We start from the raw sequence: 7,153 nt of genomic DNA on the forward strand, positions 1-7,153 counted from the left end.
GGCGCGCTCAGCGTCGCGGGCAGCGGCGGCCAAGGCGGCAGCGCCACCGGCAGCGGCGCCCAGGGCGGCGCCGGCGGCAGCGCCAGCAGCAGTGGCAGCATCCAGAGCGATGCCTACTCCACCTCGGCGAATGTGAGCCAGGCCGGCGGCAATGGCGGCTACGGCTACAGCGGCGCCAGCGGCGGACAAGGCGCGCAGTCGGCCCTGAGCAACGCCCTCACCGCCTCGGTCACCGGTTATATCAGCGACCTCGGGCAATACGCCTACGGCGGCAATGGCGGCTACAGCGACAGCGCGCAGGCCGGCCATGGCGGCAGCGGCAGCTCCAGCCTGACCCTGGGCGGCGCCATCGGCACCTACGCCACCCTGCGCTCGACTGGCAACGGCGGCCATGGCGGCGACACCGCCAGCGGCATCGCCGGCAACGGCGGCAATGGTGCGGCTTCGCTCCAGCTCGACGCCACGCCGGGCAGCGGCCAGGCCACGGTGCAGGCCAACAGCACCGGCGGCAACGGTGGCAACGCCAGCAATGGCGGCCTGGCCGGCCAGGCCGGTGCGGCCAGCAGTCAGGTGAGCGTCATCAGCGGCTACAACGTGAACGGCCAGGCCTACAGCAACGGCGGCACCGGCGGCGGTATCGGCAGTGCCGGCAGCGGCAACGGCCGGAACGGCGGCAACGCCAGCGCCATTGCCCAGGGCCAGGCCGACCAGGCGCTCAGCCTGCTGGCCTATGCCACCGGCGGCGCCGGCGGCCAGGGTTCGGGCGCCGGCAACAGTGGCGGCAACGGCGGCGCGGCCACCAGCAGCGTCACCGGCAATGTCAGCAACAGCGGCGGCCAGCTCTCGCTCAGCAATTATCAGTACGGCGGCGCCGGCGGCAGCGGCGTCAATGGCGCCAACGGCGGCGCCGGCGCCGGCAGTGCGCTGGACAACGCGGTGCACGGCGCCACGCCCGGCTACCTGAGTCTGAACCAATACGCCTACGGCGGCGCCGGCGGCTACAGCGACAGCGGCACGGCGGGCGCCGGCGGCCACGCCGCCTCCAACCTCAGCGTCAACGACAGCACGGCCAATTACCTGGCCCTGAGCGTCAGCGCCGCCGGCGGCGTTGGCGGACGCAGCGACAGCGGCGTCACCGGCGCCGGCGGCTACGCCAGCGGCAACGTCAGCGGCACCAGCAGCAGCGCCGGCGTCAACGTCTACAGCGCCGCCACCGGCGGCAATGGCGGCAGCGCCAGCGGCTACGCCAATGCCAGCGGCCAGCATGGCGCCGGCGCCGGCAGCAGCGCCTACGGCGCCAACAGCAGCGGCAACGCGGTGTATGTCAGCGCCACCGCCACCGGTGGCAGCGGCGGCACCGGCTATGGCGCCGGCCAGCGCGGCGGCGACGGCGCCACCGCCAGCGCCAGCGCCAGCGGCAATTCCACCATCGGCGGCGTGCAGCTGAGCGTGACGCAGAACGGCGGCAACGGCGGCGCCGGCTACAACGGCGCCAGTGGCGGCCACGGCGCCGACAGCGCCCTGCTCAACGCCGCCAGCGGCCTGACCACCGGCAGCGTGCAGCTGTCGCAACTGGCCTACGGCGGCAGCGGCGGCAGCGGCGATGCCAACGGCGGCAATGGCGGCAACGCCTCCTCGCAACTGACGCTGGCCGACGACAGCGCCAGCGGCGTCGGCCTGAATCTGCGCGCCATCGGCGGCAGTGGCGGCAACAGCAACAGCAGCGGCAACGGCGGTAACGGCGGCAACGGACTGGTGTTGCTGAACGCCGGCACCAGCCGCGGCGGCGCCACCCTGCAACTGGAGGTCACCGCCAACGGCGGCGCCGGCGGCGCGGCCCTGAATGGCGTGCTGGGCGTGGCCGGCAACGGCAGCGCCACCGTCAGCGGCAGCAGCGCAGGCAGCCTGTACATCACCAGCAACGCCGGCGGCGGCAGCGGCAACAACAATCCGGCCTATTCGGGCGCGGCCCAGGCGAGCAACGGCGGCGGCGCCGCCAGCACGGTGCAGGGCCAGACCGGCAGCAGCGGCTGGGGCCAACTGATCGCCAACGCCAGCGGCGGACGCGGCAGCATGGCCTATGGCGCCGGCCAGCAGGCCGGCAACGGCGGCGCCGCCAGCAGCAGCGCCACCCTGCTGGCCGGCAGCGGCTCGGGCTACGTCGGCAGCAACAGCACCGGCGGCAGCGGCGGCGACGGTTATGGCGGCGCCAGCGGCGGCGACGGCGCCAGCGTCGACCTGGTCAACACGGCATCCGGCGCCGGCATCATCGGCCTGGTGCTGAACCAGACCGGCTACGGCGGCAAGGGCGGCGACAGCAGCGGCGCCGGCGCCGGCCAGGCCGGCAACGCCAGTTCCACCCTCGCCCTGGGCACGGTGAGCCAGGCCGAACTGTCGCTGAGCGCCGGCGCCGGCGGCGGCGTTGGCGGCAACAGCGCGGCGGGCGCGGGCACGGTGGGCGGCAACGGCGTCGCCGCCACCAGCGTGGTCAACAACGCCAACACCTCGGCCACCAGCAGCGGCAGCGGCGGCCGGGGCGGCAACAACGCCAACGGCGGCAACGGCGCCGCCCAGGCCAGCGTCAGCGCCAGCGGCAGCGCCAACGCGGCCGCCAGCGCCAATGCCTACGGCGGCCACGGCGGCGACAGCGATCCATGGCACGGCTTCCAGCTGGCGGCCGGCAACGGCGGCACGGCCAGCGCCAACGCCTGGGCCCAGTCCGACAGCGGCAACGCCAGCGCCAGCGTCACGCTGGCCGGCGGCAACGGCGGCTACGGCAATGCCGACAATCAGGGCGGCAACGGCGCGCAGGCGCTGGCGGTCAATCTGGCCGGCGGCCACACCAGCGGCACTCTGACGCTGAGCCAGAGCGCCACCGGCGGCCGCGGCGGCGAAAGCGCCATCGGCCAGGGCGGCCGCGGCGGCGACGCCCAGTCGCGCCTGACGCTGACCGATGGCGACGCCAGCACGCTGAACGGCACGGTCATCGCCGTGGGCGGGGTCGGCGGCGCCAATCTGACGGCCGGCCTGCCCACCAATGCCGGCAGCGCCAGCAGCGAGCTGGTACTCGCTTCCACCCGCAGCGGCGCCACCGTCACCGGCAACAGCCAAGCGGTGGGCGGCGCCGGCAAGTCGAGCGTCAGCGGCGCGGCCTCGGACGGCGGCGCGGCGCAGTCGCGGCTGCAACTGACGGCGGCCGGCAACGTGGCGGGCACCAGCTACGCGCGCGGCGGCAACGGCAACGAATCCGATTACTATTACTACACCGGCGACAACGGCAACGGCGGCCACGCCAGCGCCAGCGGCGCGCTGACGGCCAGCGGCGCCAACAACGCCAGCCTGACGGTCACTGCGGTGGGCGGCAGCGGCGGCGGCGCCGGCCATACCGCGCTGTTGGCCGGCAACGGCGGCGGCGGCGCCAGCGCGGCCGTGGCGTGCTCCAGCCACAGCTCGACCACGAAGCGGCTGCCGGCGCCGCTGCGGCTGTCGACCCGGATGGTGCCGCCCATCAGGTCGGTCAGGTTCTTGCAGATGCTGAGCCCCAGGCCGCTGCCGCCGTAGCGGCGGGTCGAGGAGCCGTCGGCCTGGGTGAAGGCCTGGAACAGGCGGCCGATCTGCGCCTCGGACATGCCGATGCCGGTGTCGCGCACGCTGAACGCCAGCCGCGCCCGCGCCGCCCGCCGCTCCAGCACCCGCACCGCCAGCGTGACCTCGCCCTGGGCGGTGAACTTGAGCGCGTTGTTGAGCAGGTTGACCAGCACCTGCCCCAGCCGCAGGGCGTCGCCGCGCAGGCCGCGCGGCACCTCGGCCGGCACGTCGAAGTTGCACTCCAGGCCCTTGCGCCCGAGGCCGCCGCCGCTGACGGCCGCCACGTGGGCCAGCAGGTCGTCGAGGTCGAAGTCGGCGGTCTCCAGCTCCAGCTTGCCGGCCTCGATCTTGGAAAAGTCCAGGATGTCGCTGATGATGCCCAGCAGCGAATTGCCGGCGTTGTGGATCTTCTGCACGTAGTCGCGCTGGCGCGACGGCACCTCGGTGTTCAGCGCCAGGTAGGACAGGCCGATCACCGCGTTCATCGGCGTGCGGATTTCATGGCTCATGTTGGCCAGGAACAGCGACTTGGCCTGGGTGGCCTCCTCGGCCCGCGCGCGCGCCGCCTCGGCCTGCCGGAACAGCAAGGCGTTTTGCAGGGCGGCGCCGATGTGGGCGGCGATGGTCTCCAGCAGGCGCTGGTCGCTGGCCTTGTAGGGGGCGGCGCGCTGCACCGCCACCGCGCCCAGCACGGCGCCGCCGGCCACGATCGGCACGCCCAGGCTGGACAGGCCGGCGTGCGCGCCCAGCACGCCGGCGCCGCTGTCGATCACCTCGCGGCACAGCTGCTCGCCGCGGTCCGGCGCCGACCCCGACGCGCCGCTGGCGTAGCCGAGGCGCAGCGCGCCGCTGTCGCGTTCCAGCACCGCGATGTGGGTGCGCCCGGCCAGGAAGGTGTGGCGCACCTGCTCGCCCACCTGCGCGATCAGCTGCGCCAGGTCGAGCTTGCCGGCCAGGATTTGCGCCACCGCGTTGACCGCCGCCAGTTCGGCGTTGCGCTCGCTGGCCTCGCGGTGCTGGTGCTCGGCCAGCGCCTTTTGCTGCACCACCTCGGCGGTGCGCGCCGCCACCTCGCGCTCCAGCGCCTTGCGCTGGGCCGCCAGCTGCCAGGTGCGCAGCCGGTAGACGCCGTACAGGCCGCCGGCCGCCAGCAGCAGCGCGGCGCCGCGGAACCACCAGGTCTGGTACCACCACGGCAGCACCGTGACCGCCAGCTGCAAGGGCTGGGCGGCCCACAGGCCGCGCCGGTTGGAGCCGCGGATCAGCAGGCGGTATTGCCCGGGCGGCAGGTTGGTGTAGGCCGCCGTGCGGTGGGCGGCGTCGGCGCCGATCCAGTCGCGGTCGTAGCCTTCCAGCCGGTAGGCGTAGCGGTTCTGCTCGGGCGCGGTGTAGTCGAGCGCCGCGAACTCCACCGCGAAGCTGTTGGCGTCGGGCCGCACCACCAGCCCGGCGCCGGCATTGTGCGGCGCCGGCGCCACCGCCCGGCCGCCCAGGCGCACCTCGGTGAGCACCACCGGCGGGCGCAGGGTCCAGGCCTGGAAGCGCTCCGGCCGCACCACGGTGATGCCGCCCGAGCCGCCAAACACGATGTCGCCGGCGGCGGTGGCGATGCCGGCGCCGGACCAGTACGGCGAATACAGCGCCCCCTCGGCGCGCCCGATCACCCCCACCGCCAGCGATTCCGGATCGATCACGGCGATGCCGTCGTCGCTGCTGGCCCAGATCCGCCCCTGGCGGTCGGCCACCAGCGCGGCGATGTTGCTGTTGGGCAAACCCTGCGCCACCCCCAGCCGGCGGAAGCGGCGCTGGCCGTCGGCGTAGCCGCCCTCCATCACGTCGATGCCGGCGCCGTTGGCCACCCACAGACGGCCGCGGCGGTCGCTGTGCAGGGCGGTGACATAGGCGTTGGTCAGCGCGCCCGGGTCGGCGACGTCGGCCTCGATGCGCTGCAACACCGCGCCGCTGTCCCGCGCCACCCGGTTCAGGCCGGTGGCGGTGCCGACCCAGACGAAGCCGGAACCGTCCGGCCCCGGCAGCACGACGTTGACGTCGCGCCCGGTCAGGCCCTCGATGTGGCGCACCAGTTGCAGCCGGCCGCCGGCGTCGAGGCGGGCCTGGAACAGGCCTTCGGCGCTGGTGCCCAGCCACAGCAGCTCGCCGCTGCGGACCAGGGTGTGGATGTACCAGCGGTCGTCCAGCCACGGCGCCTCCAGCCGCACGCTGCGCTGGCCGCTGGCGTCGGCGCGGTACAGGCCGGACGGCGTGGCCAGCCACACCGAGCCGTCGCGCTCGGGAAACAGCGCGGTCACCGCGTTCGACGGCTTGAGCCCGCGGTGCGGCGCGCTGCTCTGGCGCCACGGCGTGACGCTGGCGCGCGCCGGATCGACCAGGTCGGCGCCGCGGCGGGCGAAGCCGGCCCACAGCCGTTGGTCGGCCGCCTCGGCCACCGACATGACGTCGCCGTCGGACAGCCCGGGGCGGCCCGGCGAGCCGCGCCCCAGCGACAGCGCGGCCTGGGCCGGCTGGTGCTGGGCCAGGCCGGCGTCGCTGGCCAGCCACAGGGTGCCGGCGCGGTCGCCGTAGATGCCGCGCAGCAGCCCGCTGGGCACGCCGGACACGGCCTGCGGGTCGTACCGGATCACGCGGGTCTCGCCGCTGGCGCGGTCGACCACGCCCACCCCGCCGGCGTAGGAACTGATCCAGATCTCGCCCGGCACCGGCTCGGCGATGCCGTTGATGGCCTCGTTCTTCATCAGCGCCACCGCCGCCGCGCCGGCCGCGAAGCGGCGCGCCACGCCGGTCTGCGGGTCCAGCACGAACAGGCCGTCGCCGTTGGTGCCGATCCACAGCTGGCCGGCGCGGTCCATGAACAGCGCCTCCACGCTGGGGGCGTCCGAGGTGCGGGTCGGCACCGGCACCTTGACGAACTTGCCGCCGCGCGGGTCGCGCCGCGCCAGCCCGCGCGCGGTGCCGACCCACAGCGTGCCGCCGCCGTCCAGCCACAGCGACTTGACGATGTCGGCCGGCAGGCCGCTGCCATCGTCCTGGCGGTAGTGGCTCAGGCGCGGGCGCGCCGGCGCGCCGCTCTCGTGCAGGTAATCGAGGCCGTTGTCGGAGCCCACCCACAGGCCGCCGGCGGCGTCGCCGGCCAGGGCCAGCACGCCCAGGCTGGCCAGCCCGGCGTTGCGCACGTTGTAGGTGACGAAGCCGTCGCTGGCCGGCTCGTAGCGCGCCAGCCCGCCGCTGCCGGTGCCGATCCACAGCCGGCCGCGCGGGTCGACGTGCAGCGGGCCGACCAGGCCGTCCGGCAGGGTGCGCGGGTCGCCCGGCACGGCGGTGTAATTGCGGAAGCGGTAGCCGTCCCAGCGCGCCAGCCCGCCCTGGGTGCCCACCCACAGGAAGCCGTCCTGGTCCTGGGCGACGGCGGTGACGATCACGTTGACCAGGCCCTGCTGGGCGCCGAGGGTGTGGAACAGCGGTTGCGCCAGGCCGGCCCAGTGCGCCGGCGCGGCCGCCAGCGGCCAGCCCGGCGCCAGCGCCATCAGCCAGCCCAGCGCGGCCAGCC

Annotated in this window: 1 protein-coding gene; it reads right to left on the minus strand. The window is 75.0% G+C overall.

Translation table 11 applies throughout. The features are described 5' to 3' along the window. Positions 1 to 3,260: 3,260 nt before the first annotated feature. The coding region (locus GM676_RS30845; protein ID WP_155468388.1) for a two-component regulator propeller domain-containing protein at positions 3,261 to 7,153 on the minus strand (3,893 nt) is incomplete at its 5' end.

It is taken from the genome of Duganella radicis (genome assembly GCF_009720825.1).
GTDB lineage: Bacteria > Pseudomonadota > Gammaproteobacteria > Burkholderiales > Burkholderiaceae_D > Rugamonas > Rugamonas radicis.